Genomic DNA, 15492 nt, shown 5'->3' on the forward strand with positions numbered 1-15492 from the left:
CCGGGGTCGCCGGGATTACGGTCCGCCGCCGCGAAATTCCCGCGTCGTCCGTAGGAACCGTCATGAACCTGATCGCCGAACGTCTCAACCGCATCTCCGCCTCCCAGACCATCGCCATTTCCACGAAGGCGCGCGAGCTGAAGGCGGCGGGCAAAGACGTGATCGGCCTCTCGGCCGGCGAGCCCGACTTCGAGACGCCGCAGCACATCAAGGACGCGGCCATCGCCGCCATCCAGGCGGGCGACACGCGCTACACCGACGTCTCGGGCACGCCCGCGCTGCGCAAGGCCGCCGCCGGCTACTTCAAGCGCGAGCACGGCCTCGACTACAAGCCCGAGCAGATCATCGTCTCCACGGGCGGCAAGCAGGTGATCTTCAACGCCATGCTCGCCACCCTGAACGACGGCGACGAGGCGATCATCCCCGCCCCCTGCTGGGTCTCCTATCCGGACATCGTGGCCCTGGCCGGCGGCAAGCCGGTCATCGTGGCCGCCGGGCAGAACCAGGGCTTCAAGCTGACGCCCGAGCAGCTCGAGGCCGCGATCACGCCCAAGACCAAGTGGCTGATCCTCAACAACCCCTCGAACCCCACGGGCGCCGCCTATTCCAAGGCCGAGCTGAAGGCCCTGGCCGAGGTGCTGCTGCGCCACCCCAACGTCTGGATCTTCACCGACGACATCTATGAGAAGCTGGTCTATGGCGGCTTCCAGAGCTCGACCATCGCCGCCGTGGAGCCCAAGCTCTACGACCGCACGGTGACCATGAACGGCTGCTCCAAGGCCTTCGCGATGACCGGCTGGCGCATCGGCTTCGCCGGCGCCCCGCTGGTCCTGGCCAAGGCGATGGACAAGCTGCAGAGCCAGTCCACCAGCGCCACCAGCTCGATCAGCCAGGCCGCCGCCGTGGCCGCGCTGAACGGCCCGCAGGACAGCGTCGAGGCGATGCGCGTGGTCTATGAGCGCCGCCGCGACCTCGTGGTCGGCCTGCTGAACAAGGCTGACGGGCTCCATTGCCTCAACCCCGAGGGCGCCTTCTACGTCTTCCCCTCGGTGGCCGGCTGCCTCGGCAAGACCAGCGCCGGCGGCAAGAAGATCGAGACGGACGAGGATTTCGTCATCGCGCTGCTCGACGAAGAGGGCGTGGCCGCCGTGCACGGCTCGGCCTTCATGTTCCCCGGCCACTTCCGCATCAGCTACGCCACGAGCGACGAGCTGCTGGTGGAAGCCTGCACGCGCATCCAGAAGTTCTGCGCGGGCCTGAAGTAAGACCATGGAGCCGGCCTTCGTCCCCGCGACGGAGGCCGATCTCCCTTATTTGCTCGATCTTTCGATTCGCGTGCTGCGCGCGGATCTGGAACGGGTCGGACGGTTCGACCCGGCGCGGCGCGAGCGCCGGCTGCGGGCCACCTTCGACAAGGGCGGTCTCTGCCTCATTCGCCAGGGCAGCGAGACCCGAGGCTGCGCCCAGCTGCTGCGCCATCCCGATCATCTTGAAATCACGAGCCTTTATCTGGAGCCCACGGCCCAGGGCCTCGGACTTGGCCGGGCCGTCGTCGCCGCGCTCCTGGCCCGGGCGCCGGAGCTGCCGGCGCGGCTGGAGGCCCTGAAGGGGGCGCCGGCCCGCGCCTTCTGGGAGCGGATGGGCTTCGTCGTGACGGGCGAGGCCGGGGTGGACTGGCATATGGAACACCCGCCCCGCGCCTGACGCGGGGCGCTTCCTTCTCTACCGGCTTGCATATTCCGCCCGGAGAGGGCATCTCCCCGCCCACTGGACATATCCTGACCGTAAGAGATAGGGCAGGCAGCGCCGTGGGGTGCTGTTCCTGCCTTGCCGCATGGAGGCCTAACGTGGCTCACACACCGCTCGAGAAGATTCGCAACATCGGCATCACCGCGCATATTGACGCGGGCAAGACGACCACGACCGAGCGCATCCTCTACTACACCGGCAAGAGCCACCGGATCGGCGAGGTCCACGACGGCAACACCACGACCGACTATATGGCGCAGGAGCGTGAGCGCGGCATCACGATCACTTCGGCGGCCGTGACGGCGGAGTGGAAAGACCACCGCATCAACGTCATCGACACCCCCGGCCATATCGATTTCAACATCGAGGTGAACCGCTCGCTGCGCGTGCTCGACGGCGCGATCTTCGTGATCGAGGGCGTCGCCGGCGTTCAGCCGCAGTCCGAGACCAACTGGCGCCTGGCCGACCGCTACAACGTGCCGCGCATCATCTACGTCAACAAGCTGGACCGCACGGGCGCCGATTTCTACAAGGCCTGCGACACGCTGACGGAGAAGCTCGGCATCAAGTGGGTGGCCCTGCAGATTCCGGTCGGGATCGAGGACAACCTCAAGGGCATCGTCGACCTGGTCGAGATGAAGGCCCTGATCTGGGAAGGCGACGAGCTCGGCGCGAAGTACAACGTCGTCGATATCCCCGCTGACCTCGCCGACAAGGCCGCCGAATACCGCGAGAAGCTGCTCGACACCGTCGTCTCCGCCGACGACGAGGCGATGGAGCGCTACCTCGAGGACGGCGACGTCTCGGTCGAGCTGCTGAAGCGCGCCATCAAGAAGGGCACGCTGACCGGCGAGTTCCGCCCGGTCCTCTGCGGCTCGTCCTTCAAGAACAAGGGCGTGCAGCCCCTGCTCGACGCGGTGGTCGACTACCTGCCGAGCCCCATGGACGTCGAAGGCATCAAGGTCGCCCCCGATGAGGGCCAGGACGAGTCGGCCGAGCGCCGCATCATCCCCGTCCGTCCGGACGGCCCCTTCGCCGGCCTGGCGTTCAAGATCATCAACGACAAGTACGGCAACCTCACCTTCGTGCGCGTCTACTCGGGCATTCTCCGCCAGGGCGACATGGTCATGAACACGACCAAGGGCCACAAGGAGCGCATCGGCCGCATGTTCCAGATGCACGCCGACAAGCGTGAGGAGATCAAGGAGGTCATCGCCGGCGACATCGCCGCCTTCGTGGGCCTGAAGGACACCGGCACGGGTGACACGCTGGCCAGCCAGGAAGACCCGGTGGTGCTCGAGCGCATGGCCTTCCCGGTGCCCGTCATCGACATCGCCGTTGAGCCCAAGACCAAGGAGGCCGTCGAGAAGATGACGATCGGCCTCGGCAAGCTCGCCGGCGAGGATCCCTCGCTGCGCGTGAAGACCGACCAGGAGACCGGCCAGGTCATTCTGTCGGGCATGGGCGAGCTGCACCTCGAGATCATCGTGGACCGTCTGCGCCGCGAATACGGCGTGGATTGCAACATCGGCGCGCCGCAGGTGGCCTATCGTGAGACGATCACGAAGAGCCACACCGAGACCTATACCCACAAGAAGCAGTCGGGCGGTTCGGGCCAGTACGCCGAGGTGAAGATCGTCTTCGAGCCGCGCGAGCGGAATGCGGGCATCGAGTTCGTGAACGCGGTCGTCGGTGGTTCGGTGCCGAAGGAATACATCCCGGCCGTCGACAAGGGCATCAAGGTGCAGGCCGATACGGGCGTGCTCGCCGGCTTCCCCACGGTGGACTTCAAGTTCTCGCTGGTGGACGGCAAGTACCATGACGTCGACTCGTCGGCCCTGGCCTTCGAAATCGCCGGCAAGGCCTGCTTCCGTGAAGGCATGAAGAAGGCCGGCCCGGTCATCCTCGAGCCGATCATGGACGTGGAAGTGACCACCCCGCAGGACCACGTCGGCGACGTGGTGGGCGATCTCAACCGCCGCCGCGGCGTGATCCAGAACCAGGACATGGCCGGCACCTCGGTCATCGTCCGCGCCCACGTGCCGCTGAAGGAGATGTTCGGCTACATCTCCAACCTGCGCGGCATGACGAAGGGCCGTGCGTCCTTCTCCATGCAGTTCCGCCACTACGATCCCGTGCCGCGCAACGTGGCCGACGAGATCATGAAGGCCGCCGGCTGATCGCCGACGCGCCGTGAAGGGCGGGCCCGGGCAACCGGGCCCGCCTTTTTTTATGCGCGGCCGTCGGGTGCTTCCGCGAAAGCCCCCGCCGCGCCCTGAAAGGAACTGGCCGCCACCGCCAGGTCCATGAGCAGGTTGAAGCCCGGCGCGCTGTCCGACACCGCGCAGACCGCGCTGTAGCGCACCTCCACGTGGCGCGGCTCCATGGGCAGGACGCGAAGGCGCCCTTCCGCGATGTCCCGTTCAAGGGTCATCCGGGGCATGAGGCTGACGCCGAGGCCGGCGGTGGTGAGGGAGATGCGCGCCGCCAGGCTGTTGCAGGAGGTTCCGCTCCGGCGGCTTTTGCCCCCGGGGTAGAGGATCGAGTTCATCAGCTGGTTCATGAAGGAATCGGCGCTCTGGTAGATGATCGGCCAGCGCCGCAGGTCCTCGACCGTGATCGCGCGCTCCGGCAGTTCGAAGCTGGCGCCGGCCATCCAGGCGAAGGCGACGGCTCCCAGGTCGCGCATCTGCAGCTCGGGCTGCCGCTCCGGCGCGATGATGAGGGCGATGTCGAGGTCGCCGGAGCGCACGCCGTTGACCATGGAGGGGTTCATCGCCACCTCGAATTGCAGGATGACGGCGGGATAGCGCTCGCGCACCATCGCGGTGAAGCGCGGCAGCCAGGTGACGGCGATCAATTCCGCCACGCCGATGCGCACCACGCCGGCCAGCGCCTCCGGGGAGCCGATGCGGCGCTTGATCTCCCGCTGCAGCGCGATGACCCGATCCGCATAGTCCAGCAGTTCGCGGCCCTTCGGCGTCAGTTGGATCTGGCGCCGGCTCCGGTCGAAGAGGGCGACGGCGAGGTCCTGCTCGAGCTCCTTGATCCGGGCGGAAACGGTCGACTGCGTCAGGTTGAGCCGTTCGGCGGCCTCCACGAAGCTGCCGTGCCGGGCGATCGCGATGAAGGCTTCAAGCTGCTTGATGTTCATCGGATGACCGGAGACCTCGCTGGGCTGGTCATCGTATCGAAAAATTCGATCTGAAACCCATCTAAAATATTCGTTTGTCCGAGGTGATTGTTCGGACAAGGATGCGCCGTCCAGAAAGCCATGCGCCCGGTCCAAGGGGCGAAATCGCCGGATCTGCTCCGGCGCATAAAAATAAAGAGGAAGCGCCCGCATGTCGGTCAGAGTTATCGGAATGATCGGGGTCGAGCCCCCGAAGGGAACGACCCTGCACGTCATTGCCGGCGGCGTATCGCCTTCCTTCCTGGCGGAATTCGCCCAGACCCACGAGAAGGCGGGGTTCGATCAGGTCCTGGTCGGGTATTACTCGTCCTCGGCCGAGGGCTTCAACGTCGCCTCCTATGCCGCGGCCCATACGAAGACGCTGTCCTATCTCATCGCCCACCGCCCCGGCATCGTCTCGCCGACCCTGGCCGCGCGCGCGGCGGCGACCTTCGACCATCTCTCCAATGGCCGCCTGTCGATGCACATCATCGCCGGCGTGACCGATAAGGAGCAGGAAAGCGAAGGCGATTTCCTGTCGAAGGACGACCGCTACGCGCGGGCCGCCGAGTATCTGGGCGTCATGCGCAAGCTCTGGACGTCGGGCACGCCCTTCGACCATGCGGGCCGCTATTACAGGTTCAACGGCGCGTGGAGCGCGGTGAAGCCGCTGCAGCAGCCCTATCCCAAGCTGTTCTTCGGCGGCTCCTCCGAGGCGGCCATCGAGATGGGCGCCGAGCATTGCGACTCCTATGCCCTCTACGGCGAGCCGCTGAAGGAGACCGCCGAGCGCATGGCGGATTTCCGTAAGCGCGCGGCAAAATTCGGCCGCGCCCCGGGCTTCAACATCTCCTTCCGCCCGATCATCGCGCCGACCGAGGGGCAGGCCTGGGACAAGGCCCGCAAGATGCTGCAGGACCTCGAGAATGCCGGCCTGCCGCGGCATGCCCAGGACAAATCGGCGGAGCGGATGCTCGCCATCGCCGCGCGCGGCGACGTGCATGACGAACGTCTCTGGCTCCCCATCGCCAAGGCGACCGGCGCCAAGGGCAACACCTCCTGCCTCGTGGGAACGCCCCGGCAGGTGGCGGATGCGATGCTCAAATACTACGAGCTGGGCGTCGGCTCCTTCCTGATCCGCGGCTTCGATCCGGTGGCCGATACCACCGAGTTCGGCCGCGAGCTGATCCCCATGCTGAAGGCCGGCGCGGCCGAGCTGGACCAGGCCGCCGCCGCCTGATCCAGGCCTGCCCGGCATTCCAAGACCAAGAACCGATCTCGGAGAGAGACGCCTTCATGCGCCTACATTCCCTCGTCCACGCGCTCGCCGCCGCCTGCGCGCTCGTCCTGCCCTTCCAGGCCTCCGCGCAATATCCGGATCGCCCGCTGCGCCTGGTGGTGCCCTATCCGCCGGGCGCGACGAACGACCTCCTCGGTCGCGCCTTCGCGGAACAGCTTTCCCGGGAGTTCGGGCAGCCGGTCATCGTGGAGAATCGCGGCGGCGCCGGCACCGCGATCGGGGCGCAGGCCGTCGCCACGGCCCGGCCCGACGGCCACACGATGCTGCTCGGCACCGGGACGACCTTCGTCCTGAATCCGAGCCTCCAGCGGAACCTGCCCTACGATCCGGTGCGGGACTTCACCATGGTCTCCATCATGGCGGAGGTGCCGGTCGTCTTCGTCGTGAACACGCAGTTCCCCGCGCGCAGCCTGGCGGAGCTGGTGGGCTATGCCCGCAGCCATCCGGGCCGGGTGAACTTCTCCTCCTCCGGCATCGCCACCTCCCTGCACCTGGCCGGCGAGATGTTCGCCAAGGCCGCGGGCATCCAGCTGGTGCACGTGCCCTATCCGGGCAGCGCGGCGGCCATGCTCTCGGTCATCGGCGGCGACGTGCAGATGATGTCCGAGGTCATTTCCGGCGCCGTGCCCAATATCCAGGCCGGCCGCGTCGTCCCCTTGGCCGTCACCTCGGAGGCGCGCGTCTCCGTGCTGCCGGACGTCCCGACGGTGGCGGAAAGCGGCTTTCCCGGCTTTCAGGCGCTGGGCTGGTATGGGCTGGCCCTGCCGCGGGCGACGCCGGCCCCTGTCGTCGAAAGGCTGCGGGAGGCGACGAACCGGATCCTCGCCCAAGGCGAGCTGCGCGCCCGCTTCGAGCCGACCGGCCTCCTCATTCTCTCGCCGAGGGATGGGGCGGCCGTCGACGGCTATATGGATCGGGACCGGGCCCGCTGGGTGCCGCTCGTGCGGGCGCTCAACCTGTCGATGGACTGACCGGCGGCGCGTCAGCGCCGGAGGAAATGCGTCGCCAGCATCTCGATGACGGGCTTCTGGTCGGCGATGCGCGTGCCGGCGTAGCGCATCGTCACCACGCCGAGCTGCGGCTTGGATCGCGACGGCGTCAGCGTTTCCACCACCCCCGTCACGGCCACCGTCTCGTCCGGGCGCAGCGGCGCGGGCCATTTGGTGTCGATCTGGCTGCCGCCGAGGCTGATGGCGCGCCAGAGCCCACTGCCCATGATCAGCCCGAAGCAGGCGCCCATGGTGTGCAGCCCGCTCGCCACCAGCCCGCCGAAGAGCGGCGCGGACTTCGCCGCCTCGGGATCCATGTGGAAGTATTGCGGATCGTATTTGCTGGCGTAGTCGATGATCTCTTCCTGGCTCAGCGCGAAAGAGCCGAAGGCGAAGTCCTGGCCGAGGGTCAGTTCGTCGAAGGAATTCAGCGGCGTCAGCATCAGTGGATCACTCTTCCATCGGCCAGCCAGAAGATCAGCAGGTAGAGTCCGCCGCCGGCCAGGAACCCCACCAGGGTTCCGTTGATACGCACATATTGCAGGTCCTTGCCGACCCGCAGCTCGATCTTCTCCGTGACCTCGGCCGTGTCCCAGCTCTTCACGACGTCTGCGATGAAGGCGGCGAGGCGCGTCTGGGCGGAGGGCAGCAGCGTCGCGAAGGCGGCCTCGATGGTGCCGTTCAGCCGGGCGCGCGCGGCCTCGTCCTCGGCGAGGAAGGTGCCGGTATTGACCAGCGCCGTCTGGAGGAAGGCGATGGTGCGGCCCTGGGGATCCGCGGCGTCCATCAGGATGACGTTGCACAGCCGGGCCCAGACGTCGTGCAGCCATTCGGCGACGGCGGGGTGGGCGAGGGCCTTGCGGATGGCGCCGCCCATCGCGGCGGCGCGTTCGGGCTCGTTCTCCAGCCGCGCGATCTCGGTCTCGATCCAGGTCTCGAAGGCGAGTCGCAGATCGGATTCGCCAGGCTCGACCTTCTCCAGCTCGGCGTTGAGCACGGCGAGCACCTTGTCCGCGACATAAGCGCCGGCCGCCCAGCCCATGAGCTTGCCGCCCTGCTCGCGCACGCGGCGCTTGATGGCCTCGCGCAGCTCCTCCTGCTTGCCCGCCAGCACGACCTTGAGCTGGGCCAGCGCGATGTCGAAGACCGCCTGGTGCTGCCCGCCCGCCATCAGCGCCCGCAGCATGCGCGCCACCACCTGCGCGGCGCCGGGGCCGCCCGCGAGCCGCGGCAGCAGCCGGGCCGAGAGGCGCAGCGCGCGGCCATCCTCCAGCGTGCGCAGCAACCGCGGCACCGCGGCGGCCAGAGCCTGGGCGGCGGGGCGCGAGGCCTTGGGATCGGCGAGGAAGCCCGCCAGGATCCCGGCGATGTCGAGCCGCGCGATCACCCGGCGCAGCTCGGCCTCGGTGAAGACCTGATTGGCGACGAAGCGCCCGAGCCCCTGGCCCAGCCGCTCCTTCTGGCGCGGGATGATGGCGGTGTGGGGGATCGGCAGGCCGAGCGGGCGGCGGAACAGCGCCGTCACCGCGAACCAGTCGGCCAGGCCGCCCACCACGCCGGCCTTGGCGGAGGCGGCCAGCAGGTCGGTCCAGAAGTTGGGGGGCAGGCGATAGGCCAGGATCGTAAGCCCGGCCATAACCACCAACAGGAAGGTCGCGATGGCGCGGTGGCGCGCCAAGGCCGACCGGAGCGCGTCGTCGGGAGAAGGCATGGGGCCCATTCTATCGCGGGCTCGCCTTGCTTGGCGACCCGTGGGCGCCCATGTTATGGGATAACATCATGTCGTCCTGGACCCATCCTCTCGACCTGGCGAGCAGCAGCTTGTCGCGGGTCGCTCTGGCTGCCGCCTTGCTGGCGGCGGTGTGGTCGGCGATTGCCTGGGCGCTGACGGCATGAATTCCCTCCAAAATTCTCTCCATCTGGCCCCTTTGTCTCAGGCCCCGGCCGAGCTGCGGATCCGCGATCTCACGGTCACACATGGGCGTCGCCCGGCCGTGCACCACCTCTCCTTCGCGCTGAAGCCGGGGGCGATGATGGCGGTGGTCGGGCCGAACGGGGCGGGCAAATCCTCGCTGCTGCGCGCGATCGCGGGGCTGCAGGCGCCGTCATCCGGCCGGATCGAGGGCGTGACGCCGGGCCAGATCGCCCTGCTGCCGCAGCAGGCCGCCCTGGACCGCAGCTTTCCGCTGACCTGCCGGGATGCCGTGCTTTTCGGCCTCTGGGGCGAGAGCGGCAGCTTCCGCGCGACGCCGAGGCCCGAGCGGGTCGAGACCGCGCTGGAGGCCGTCGGCCTGGGCGGCTTCGCCCGGCGCCCCGTGGGCAGCCTCTCCTCCGGTCAGTTCCAGCGGCTGCTCTTCGCGCGGCTGCTGCTGCAGGACGCGCCGATCATCCTGCTCGACGAGCCCTTCAACGCGCTGGATGCCCGCACGGCGAGCGACCTGCTGGCCGTGATGCGGCGCTGGCATGGCGAGGGGCGCAGCATCCTGGCAGTGCTGCACGACCTCGACCTCGTGCGCCGCGAATTCCCCGAGACGCTGGTCCTAGCGCGCGAGGGCATCGCCTGCGGGCCGACCGAGATCGCCCTCTCGGCCGAGAACCGGCTGCGCGCGCGGATGATGTCGGAAGCCTGGACGGAAGGCGCCGAGGCCTGCGCGGCCTGAGCCGCCCCGCCAGCACGCCATGATCTGGGACACCTTCCTCGCGCCCTTCGCGGAATTCGGCTTCCTGCGCCGCGCTTTGGTGGGCTGCCTGGTGCTCAGCGTCTCCGCGCCGCCGCTCGGCGTCTTCCTGATGCTGCGCCGCATGAGCCTGACCGGCGACGTGCTGGCCCATGGCATTCTTCCGGGCGTGGCGCTGGGCTTCGTCCTGGCCGGGCTGTGGATGCCGGCTCTGGCCCTCGGCGGGCTGGTCGCCGGGCTCGTCGTCGCGCTCGGCTCCGGCGCGCTGGCCCGGGCCACCGGCGGGCGGGAGGACGCGGCGCTGGCCGGGCTCTACCTCACGGCCCTGGCAGCCGGCGTGGCGCTCATTTCCTGGCGCGGCTCGGCGGTGGAGCTGACCCAGCTGCTCTTTGGCTCGGTGCTCGGGGTGGATGACGCAGCACTGCTGCTGATGGGCGGGGCGGCCACCGCGACGCTGCTCTTCCTCGCCTTCGCCTGGCGCCCGCTGATCCTGGAATGCTTCGACCCCTCCTTCGCCCAGGCCGTCGGCGTGCGCGGCAGCGTGTGGCATCTGGGACTGCTGGCGCTGGTGGTGATCAACCTCGTCGCGGCCTTCCAGGCGGTGGGGAGCCTGATGGCGGTGGGGCTCATGATGCTGCCGGCCATCGCGGCGCGGCATTGGGCGCGCGAGGTCGGCGGGCTGGTGATGGCCGCCGTGGGCCTGGCCCTGGTGGCGACGCTCGCCGGCCTGCTCGCCTCCTACCATGCCGACCTGCCGAGCGGCCCGGCCATCGTGCTGGCCGCGGCGGCGCTCTGGGTGATCTCTCTCATCGCGGGGCCGGTGGACGGGCTGCTGGCCCGCCACGTGCGGCGACCTCATCTCGAGGGCTGACGCCCCGCTAGCATGGCGAGGGCCGCGAGCACCTGTACCGTCGCCGCCGTGAGGAAGAAGACGTCCGTATTGGCGAAGAGGTCGCGCATCGCCCCGAAGGCGGCGGGCGCGAAGGCATAGGCGGCCTGCCCGCAGGCGGTGGAGAGCGCCACCGCGCGCGCCGTGTCGGCGGCGGAAAAATCCTGCTGCGCGATGAGCGGCGGCAGCGAGGTCGAGTTCCCGAGCCCCAGCCCGAAGAGCGCCACGCCCAGCAGGAGCAGGACCACGTCGCTCCCGCCCGAGGCGAGCAGCACCAGCGAGCCCACCACCTGCAGCCCGTAATTGGCCGCCGAGGCGATGCGGCGGTCGGCCGTGGGGGTGAGCAGCCAACCCATCCCGGTTCGCCCCAGGATGGCGCAGGCGGTGGCGAGCCCGGCGGCGAGGCCCGCGAGGCGCGGCCCCATCGGCCCGGCCATCAGCGAGAAGAGATGCGCGATCAGCCCGATCTGCGCGAAGAGGCCGAGCGAGGTGCCCGCCACCAGCGTCAGGAAGCGGCGGTTGGTCCACATCGCGCGGCCGGGCAGGGGGGCGTGGCGCGAGGCGGGCCGGGCCGCGACCGCTCCCGCCGCATCGCCATCCGGAGACTGGCCGAGCGCGGCGGGTGTCGCCGAGAAGTATCGACCGGCCAGCCACCAGAGCGTCACCGCCATGACGCTGCCGACCAGGGCGACGGCCCAGGGAAAGCCCAGCGCGCCGATCGCGATCACCCAGAGCGGCGAGAGGATGATGCCGCCCACCGAGGCGCCGTTATAGGCGGTGCTCAGCGCGGCCGGGCGGCGGCGGACGAACCAGGGCGAGACCATGGCGTTGATCGCCGCCGCGCCGGTCATGGCCCATCCCGCGCCACTGACGGCGGTGGCGAGGAAGAGCTGCCACGGCGCCGGCGCCAGTGCCCAGCCCAGCATGCCGGCGAGCGAGAGGATGCCGCCCGCCTGCGTGACGGCGGCGACCCCGAAGCGGCGGTGCAGCGCCGGCAGGTTCGCGACGGTGAAGGCGCCCAGCAGGAAATGGCTCGTGATGGCGGAGGAGACCAGCCAGATGGGCCAGCCCCGGCTCTCATGAACGGCGAGGAGGAAGACGGGCGGGCCGTAGAAGCCCACGCCCCAGCCGAAGACGGCGACGGTGAAGGCGGCCCAGGTGACGCGCCATCCGAAGAAGGGCGTGGCGGGAAGGGCGTTGGAAGAAGGAGGGGACATGATCGCGCTCTTGGTGGACGGGAAGCATGGCACCCAAGGCGACTTCCAGAATACGGCATCGGACGAAGCATCGCGGGGTGGTTAAATGCCTTCGCACCCTATCGAAGTGACGAAGGTCATGCTTCAAGTCTTTCCCGGAGTGACCTGGGGAACAGGTCGGGGAGCCAGGGTGTTGCCAACTTGGGCCAAAGCGTCGGATGTCCGGTAAAATCTTGACAGACCAATGGCTTGTCAAAAGTCCGGCGGCGCTACCCTGGCCCGGAACGAAGGGCGGTGCGCCGCCAGGAGATAGTAAGCTTATGACGAATTTCGCATGGTCGCGCCGCCGGTCGCTTGCGGTTGCCTCCGGTCTCATCGCGACGCCTTTCCTGACGGGACGCGCCCAGGCCCAGGCCGGCTATCCGGACCGGCCGATCACCCTCGTGGACGGCTTCGTGCCGGGCGGCGGCAGCGACATCGTCGCGCGGCTGCTGGCGACGAAGCTGCAGGCCGAGCTGGGCCAGCCGGTGGTGGTGGAGAACCGCGCGGGCGCCAGCGGCACGCTTGGCATGGCTGGCGTGCTGCGCGCCCGTCCGGACGGCTATACCCTGGCCATCGGCACGATCAGCTCGCTCTCGGTTCTGCCGCAGGTGATGGTCCGCAAGCCCTATGACCCGCTGACGGATATCACGCCCATCCTGCTGGTCGCCTCGGTGCCGCAGGTGGTGGTGGTGAACGAGAACTCGCCCTTCCGCACGCTGGGGGCGCTGCTCGAATACGCCAAGGCCAATCCGGGCAAGCTGAACTTCGCCTCCTCGGGCATCGCCACCTCGCAGCATCTCGCGGGCGAGCTGCTGGCGCGCTCGGCGGGCGTGGAGATGACGCATGTGCCCTATCGCGGCAGCGGCCAGGCGCTGGCCGATCTGATGGCGGGCCAGGTGGATCTCAACGTCGACACCCTGCCGACGAACCTGCCGCATATCCGCGCGGGCAAGCTGCGCGCGCTGGCCGTCACCACGCCCGAGCGCGTGGAATGGCTGCCGGACGTGCCGACGGTCGCCGAATCCGGCTTCCCCGGCTTCGATCGCAAGGTCTGGTACATGATCGTGGGCCCGGCCGGCCTGCCCGCGCCGATCGCCGAGCGCTGGGCCGTGGCGCTCAATGCCGGGCTTGTGACGCCGGAGATCGCCCAGCGCCTGCGCGACACCGGCTTCATGCTGGGCGGAGGCACCCCGGCCACGGCGGCCGCCATGCTGCGCAGCGAGAACGAGCGCAACGCGGTGATCGCGCGCGAGGCGAATATCCGCATCGACTGAGCCTGCCGCCCCTCCCGGACATGACGGTCCGGGAGGGGCGATCCGCCGCCAGCCTGGACGCATTCATGACCGAGATCACCAGCCTCTCCGCCACCGAGCTGCGCGACCGGATCGCCCGGCGCGACCTCTCGCCCGTCGAGCTGCTGGGCGCGGTGCGCCGGCGCATCGAGGCGCTGAACCCCCACCTCAACGCCTTCGTCGAGATGCGCTGGGATGAGGCGGGGGCCGAGGCCCGGACCGCGGAGAGCCTCGCGGCGAAGGGAGGCGAATTGCCGCCGCTGCTCGGCCTGCCGGTCGGGGTGAAGGAATCCACCGATGTGGCGGGGCTGCACACGACGCAAGGCAGCGAGATCTACGCCGACAACGTCGCCGCGAAGGATGCGGCGGGCGTCGGGGCCCTGCGCCGCGCCGGCGCGCTCATCATCGGCAAGACCAATCTGCCCGAGCTGCTGCAGGGGCTGACCACGCGCAACACGCTCTACGGCCTCACCCGCAACGCGCATGATCCGGCGCTTTCCTGCCTCGGCTCGTCGGGCGGCAGCGCGGTGGCGCTCTCGGCCGATCTGGTGCCGCTGGCCACGGGCTCGGACATGGGCGGCAGCATTCGCGGCCCCTCGGCGGGCAATGGCACGGTGGGGCTGCGGCCGAGCCCCGGCCTCGTCGCGCGCGAGAGCAGCCCGATCGGCTTCGAGGTGGCCTCCGTCACCGGTCCCATGGCGCGCTCGGTGCGCGACCTGATGCTGCTCACGGCGGGGATGATGTGCACGAGCCATCTCGATCCGCTGTCCTGGCGCGCCGATCCCGCGCCGCTCCTGGCCCCGCGCCCGGCCGGGCTGCGCGGGCTGCGCGTGGCCGTCTCGGCCGATCTCGGCTGCGTGCAGGTCGAGGCCGGCATCCGCGCGCGCTTCGAGGAGGTGATCGCGAAGCTCGCCCCCGAGGTCGGGCGGCTGGAATGGGTGACGCCCGATCTCGGCCCCATCGTGCGCGCCTTCAACATCCTGCGCCCGCTTTCCTATCTGGTGGCCTTCGGCGAGATCTACGAAGCGGACCCCGAGCGGCTGACACCCGAGAAGCGCGTCGACCTCCGACGCGGCCATGCCACCACCGCCGCGATGATCGCCGAGGCGCAGGCCGACCAGACGCGCGCCTTCCGCTCGCTCGCGGGCTTCCTGCAGGAGTGGGACGTGCTGATCACGCCCGGCGCCTCGCAGCCGCTGATGAGCCTGGCCGAGATCGACAAGCGCGATGCCGCGCTGCGGGCCGAGAACGCGCGCGCCGGATTGCGCGACTATGATTTCTCGCGCCTGCCGGCGGCCAGCATCAACACGCCCCTGACCTGGACCGCACATCCCGTCGCCACGATCCAGGCCGGGCGCGGGCGGGACGGCATGCCCTTCGGCCTCAACCTGATCGGCCGCCACCAGGGCGATGTGCGCCTGCTGGAAATCGCCTTGGCCTTCGAGGAGGCGCTCGGCGCGCAGGGCCTCGGGCGGCCGATGCCCGACCTCTCGCGCCATGGAGCAGTGCCATGACCGCACAGTCATCCTGATTCAAGGGGATCCTGATCGAGACCGACTGGCTGCAGGCGCCGACCGATCTGCAAAGGCGCGCCCGCTTCTTCAACAACACGCAGCGCGACCTGATCCGGCTGTCGCAGCTCCCGCTGGGCGGCGAGCTGCTTGCGCTCATCGCCCAGCGGCATCAGGGCATCGGGACCTCGGAAAGCGGCGCGAAGCGCACGGTGACGATCCGGAAACGCCGAGAAAGCGCTCGGCGTCGGCGGGCGCAACATCCGGTTTGCCGGCGCCGGCAGCCGCACGATCATCTATTACCACAACGACGTGAACAACGAGGCCACCTACACGCAGCTCGCGGGCATCCAGACACCCACCTATATCGCGCTGGCGCATGAGCTGATCCACGCGCTGCATCACCTCGGTGGCAATGCCTATAAGGACTCGGTGACCGTGCAGGGCGGCGGCCAGGCCAAGCGCGAGGAGATGTTCACGACGGGCCTGGGCGTCTATGCCAATACGCGCATCAGCGAGAACGCGATCCGCGGGCAGGCGAGCCTGCCGCTGCGAACCGACTACACCTTCCCCGACGACCACACGCATATCCAGTCCCTCGCCCCCGCGCTGGATGGCACCCTGCCGAAGGGCTACTGGTACTGCCAATGCGTCCGCGAGCATTTCGGCTGACC

Annotated in this window: 15 protein-coding genes; 10 read left to right on the top strand and 5 right to left on the bottom strand. The window is 69.2% G+C overall.

Annotated elements, in window-relative coordinates; translation table 11 throughout:
• The first annotated feature begins 62 nt into the window (after positions 1 to 62).
• From ACO057_RS05015 to fusA, 3 genes are all read left to right on the top strand, one after another.
• Positions 63 to 1265, top strand: coding sequence for a pyridoxal phosphate-dependent aminotransferase (locus ACO057_RS05015; RefSeq protein WP_421989252.1), 1203 nt, complete (start codon positions 63 to 65; stop codon positions 1263 to 1265).
• 4 nt (positions 1266 to 1269) lie between these two features.
• Positions 1270 to 1704 carry a GNAT family N-acetyltransferase gene (locus ACO057_RS05020; protein WP_421989253.1) on the top strand — a complete coding sequence of 145 codons (435 nt, stop codon included), beginning with the start codon at positions 1270 to 1272 and terminating at the stop codon, positions 1702 to 1704.
• A 143-nt stretch (positions 1705 to 1847) separates the two neighbouring features.
• Entirely contained in the window at positions 1848 to 3929 is a 2082-nt protein-coding gene (fusA, locus tag ACO057_RS05025) for an elongation factor G (RefSeq protein WP_421989254.1), read from the top strand.
• A 50-nt stretch (positions 3930 to 3979) separates the two neighbouring features.
• Here the strand turns inward: fusA and ACO057_RS05030 are convergent, their stop codons facing one another.
• On the bottom strand, positions 3980 to 4903 hold the full coding sequence (locus ACO057_RS05030) for a LysR family transcriptional regulator (protein ID WP_421989255.1): 924 nt from the start codon (positions 4901 to 4903) through the stop codon (positions 3980 to 3982).
• A gap of 190 nt (positions 4904 to 5093) precedes the next feature.
• Between ACO057_RS05030 and ACO057_RS05035 the strand changes: the two genes are divergently transcribed.
• Both ACO057_RS05035 and ACO057_RS05040 read left to right on the top strand, forming a co-directional pair.
• Positions 5094 to 6161 (top strand): LLM class flavin-dependent oxidoreductase, encoded by a 1068-nt coding sequence (locus ACO057_RS05035; protein ID WP_421989256.1) that lies wholly within the window; start codon positions 5094 to 5096, stop codon positions 6159 to 6161.
• A 56-nt stretch (positions 6162 to 6217) separates the two neighbouring features.
• Entirely contained in the window at positions 6218 to 7192 is a 975-nt protein-coding gene (locus ACO057_RS05040; RefSeq protein ID WP_421989257.1) for a Bug family tripartite tricarboxylate transporter substrate binding protein, read from the top strand.
• 11 nt (positions 7193 to 7203) lie between these two features.
• Here the strand turns inward: ACO057_RS05040 and ACO057_RS05045 are convergent, their stop codons facing one another.
• Positions 7204 to 7653 carry a MaoC/PaaZ C-terminal domain-containing protein gene (locus ACO057_RS05045; protein WP_421989259.1) on the bottom strand — a complete coding sequence of 150 codons (450 nt, stop codon included), beginning with the start codon at positions 7651 to 7653 and terminating at the stop codon, positions 7204 to 7206.
• Positions 7653 to 8921, bottom strand: a complete 1269-nt coding sequence (locus ACO057_RS05050; RefSeq protein ID WP_421989261.1) for a DUF445 domain-containing protein — start codon at positions 8919 to 8921, stop codon at positions 7653 to 7655. The genes ACO057_RS05045 and ACO057_RS05050 overlap by 1 nt, the downstream gene beginning before the upstream one ends.
• Positions 8922 to 9138: 217 nt before the next feature.
• Here ACO057_RS05050 and ACO057_RS05055 point away from each other — a divergent pair, with 217 nt between their 5' ends.
• Together ACO057_RS05055 and ACO057_RS05060 are read left to right on the top strand one after the other, a co-directional pair.
• Positions 9139 to 9870 carry a metal ABC transporter ATP-binding protein gene (locus ACO057_RS05055; RefSeq protein ID WP_421989263.1) on the top strand — a complete coding sequence of 244 codons (732 nt, stop codon included), beginning with the start codon at positions 9139 to 9141 and terminating at the stop codon, positions 9868 to 9870.
• 19 nt (positions 9871 to 9889) lie between these two features.
• The gene (locus ACO057_RS05060) at positions 9890 to 10759 is read left to right on the top strand and encodes a metal ABC transporter permease (RefSeq protein WP_421989265.1); all 870 of its coding nucleotides are present in this window, start codon (positions 9890 to 9892) and stop codon (positions 10757 to 10759) included.
• Here the strand turns inward: ACO057_RS05060 and ACO057_RS05065 are convergent.
• Positions 10744 to 11994, bottom strand: coding sequence for an MFS transporter (locus tag ACO057_RS05065; protein WP_421989267.1), 1251 nt, complete (start codon positions 11992 to 11994; stop codon positions 10744 to 10746). The two genes, ACO057_RS05060 and ACO057_RS05065, sit on opposite strands and share 16 nt — an antisense overlap.
• A gap of 299 nt (positions 11995 to 12293) precedes the next feature.
• Between ACO057_RS05065 and ACO057_RS05070 the strand changes: the two genes are divergently transcribed.
• Complete coding sequence (locus ACO057_RS05070) at positions 12294 to 13289, top strand: Bug family tripartite tricarboxylate transporter substrate binding protein (RefSeq protein ID WP_421989269.1); 996 nt, start codon at positions 12294 to 12296, stop codon at positions 13287 to 13289.
• Positions 13290 to 13354: 65 nt separating this feature from the next.
• Complete coding sequence (locus ACO057_RS05075) at positions 13355 to 14821, top strand: amidase (RefSeq protein WP_421989271.1); 1467 nt, start codon at positions 13355 to 13357, stop codon at positions 14819 to 14821.
• A gap of 8 nt (positions 14822 to 14829) precedes the next feature.
• Here ACO057_RS05075 and ACO057_RS05080 read toward each other — a convergent pair whose 3' ends face one another.
• Entirely contained in the window at positions 14830 to 15114 is a 285-nt protein-coding gene (locus ACO057_RS05080; RefSeq protein WP_421989273.1) for a hypothetical protein, read from the bottom strand.
• A gap of 16 nt (positions 15115 to 15130) precedes the next feature.
• On the opposite strand from ACO057_RS05080, the gene ACO057_RS05085 reads away from it, so the two are divergent.
• Entirely contained in the window at positions 15131 to 15490 is a 360-nt protein-coding gene (locus ACO057_RS05085) for a M91 family zinc metallopeptidase (RefSeq protein WP_421989275.1), read from the top strand.
• Positions 15491 to 15492: the final 2 nt, after the last annotated feature.

This window comes from Roseococcus sp. (genome assembly GCF_965227005.1).
Taxonomy (GTDB): Bacteria; Pseudomonadota; Alphaproteobacteria; order Acetobacterales; family Acetobacteraceae; genus Roseococcus.

What these genes read in the sequence shown, in the direction of transcription:
- ACO057_RS05070 (WP_421989269.1), top strand. Translation starts at nt 12,294, where the DNA reads ATGACGAATTTCGCATGGTCGCGCCGCCGGTCGCTTGCGGTTGCCTCC.
- ACO057_RS05050 (WP_421989261.1), bottom strand. Translation starts at nt 8,921, where the DNA reads ATGCCTTCTCCCGACGACGCGCTCCGGTCGGCCTTGGCGCGCCACCGC.
- ACO057_RS05065 (WP_421989267.1), bottom strand. Translation starts at nt 11,994, where the DNA reads ATGTCCCCTCCTTCTTCCAACGCCCTTCCCGCCACGCCCTTCTTCGGA.
- ACO057_RS05040 (WP_421989257.1), top strand. Translation starts at nt 6,218, where the DNA reads ATGCGCCTACATTCCCTCGTCCACGCGCTCGCCGCCGCCTGCGCGCTC.
- ACO057_RS05015 (WP_421989252.1), top strand. Translation starts at nt 63, where the DNA reads ATGAACCTGATCGCCGAACGTCTCAACCGCATCTCCGCCTCCCAGACC.
- ACO057_RS05060 (WP_421989265.1), top strand. Translation starts at nt 9,890, where the DNA reads ATGATCTGGGACACCTTCCTCGCGCCCTTCGCGGAATTCGGCTTCCTG.
- ACO057_RS05035 (WP_421989256.1), top strand. Translation starts at nt 5,094, where the DNA reads ATGTCGGTCAGAGTTATCGGAATGATCGGGGTCGAGCCCCCGAAGGGA.
- ACO057_RS05030 (WP_421989255.1), bottom strand. Translation starts at nt 4,903, where the DNA reads ATGAACATCAAGCAGCTTGAAGCCTTCATCGCGATCGCCCGGCACGGC.
- ACO057_RS05075 (WP_421989271.1), top strand. Translation starts at nt 13,355, where the DNA reads ATGACCGAGATCACCAGCCTCTCCGCCACCGAGCTGCGCGACCGGATC.
- ACO057_RS05020 (WP_421989253.1), top strand. Translation starts at nt 1,270, where the DNA reads ATGGAGCCGGCCTTCGTCCCCGCGACGGAGGCCGATCTCCCTTATTTG.
- ACO057_RS05080 (WP_421989273.1), bottom strand. Translation starts at nt 15,114, where the DNA reads ATGATCGTGCGGCTGCCGGCGCCGGCAAACCGGATGTTGCGCCCGCCG.
- ACO057_RS05045 (WP_421989259.1), bottom strand. Translation starts at nt 7,653, where the DNA reads ATGCTGACGCCGCTGAATTCCTTCGACGAACTGACCCTCGGCCAGGAC.